This is a genomic window from Ornithinibacter sp. (genome assembly GCF_035443565.1).
Lineage (GTDB): Bacteria > Actinomycetota > Actinomycetes > Actinomycetales > Dermatophilaceae > Fodinibacter.
Genome location: NZ_DAORSO010000044.1, coordinates 1 through 1,304, shown reverse-complemented (window position 1 = coordinate 1,304; position 1,304 = coordinate 1). Strand labels below are relative to the sequence as shown.

The window sequence follows — 1,304 nt, the reverse complement described above, 5'->3', positions numbered from 1 at the left end:
CCCGGACGACCACCGCCACGGCGACCACCGTTCTTGCCGCCTTCGAGGATCGGTCGCCACACGGCATCCGGCACCGGCACACCGCTCGGTGCGCGACCACCCATGGCCTGGACCGTCGCGTCACCGGGGGCGACCTTGGCGGTCTTGGCCTCGGCGCCGGCACCCTCGATGATCCGGGTGACCATCTTGCGCTGGTGAGGCAGGGCGAGCATGACGACCGCGCCCTCCTCCCCAGCCCGGGCGGTGCGCCCGGCACGATGCAGGTAGTCCTTGTGGTCGGTCGGCGGGTCGACCTGGACGACCATGCCGACGTCGTCGACGTGGATGCCGCGCGCGGCGACATCGGTCGCGACGAGGACGTTCATCGAGCCGTCACGGAAGGCGCCCAGCACGCGGTTGCGCACGGCCTGCGACAGACCACCGTGCAGGGATGCCGCAAGCACGCCCCGCTCGCGCAGCTCGCCGGCGATGCGGTCGGAACCGAGCTGGGTGCGAGCGAAGACGATGACCCGCCCACCGCGACCGGCGAGCTCGGCCGTCATGGCCTTCTTGTCCTGGGGGTCGATGAGGAGCACGTGGTGGCTCATCGTCGTCACGGACGCCTGCGCGTCGTCGGTCGAGTGGGTGACCGGGTCGACGAGGTAGCGGTCGACGAGGGTGTCGATGCCCTTGTCGAGCGTGGCGGAGAAGAGCAGCCGCTGACCGCCCTGCGGGATGGTGTCGAGGATCGCCGTGACCTCGGGCAGGAAGCCCATGTCGGCCATGTGGTCGGCCTCGTCGAGCACCGCGATCTCCACCGCGCTGAGGTCGACAGCGCCACGCTCCATGAGGTCGGCGAGCCGGCCCGGGGTCGCGACGAGGATGTCCAGACCCTTGGCGAGCGCCTTGATCTGGGGCTCGTAGGACAGACCGCCGGCGACGAGCTTGTGGCGCAGACCGGTCACGTGGACGAACGGCTCGAGGGCGTCGCTGACCTGCATGGCCAGCTCACGGGTCGGGACGAGGATCAGCGAGCGCGGGCGCTTGCTCTGCGGCCGGCTGCCGTCGGCCAGGCGGGTGATCATCGACAGACCGAAGGCGAGCGTCTTGCCCGAGCCGGTGCGACCACGCCCGAGGACGTCGCGACCTGCGATGGCGTCGGGGATCGTCGCCTCCTGGATGGGGAACGGGTCGGCGATGCCGTCACGAGCGAGGCGCTCGACGAGCACAGCGGGGACACCGAGGGCGGCGAAGCCGTTGTCGGCCGTGACCTCCTTGGCGGCACCGGCGGTCGACGAGTAGTGCGTCCAGGTGTCGGCCTCGGC

The 1,304-nt window shown here is 71.2% G+C and carries 1 protein-coding gene; it reads right to left on the bottom strand.

Translation table 11 applies throughout. From position 1 onward, the window contains the following. Positions 1–1,304 (bottom strand): DEAD/DEAH box helicase (locus PLL68_RS06895; protein WP_324532909.1); only part of this gene is annotated, 1,304 nt, incomplete at both ends.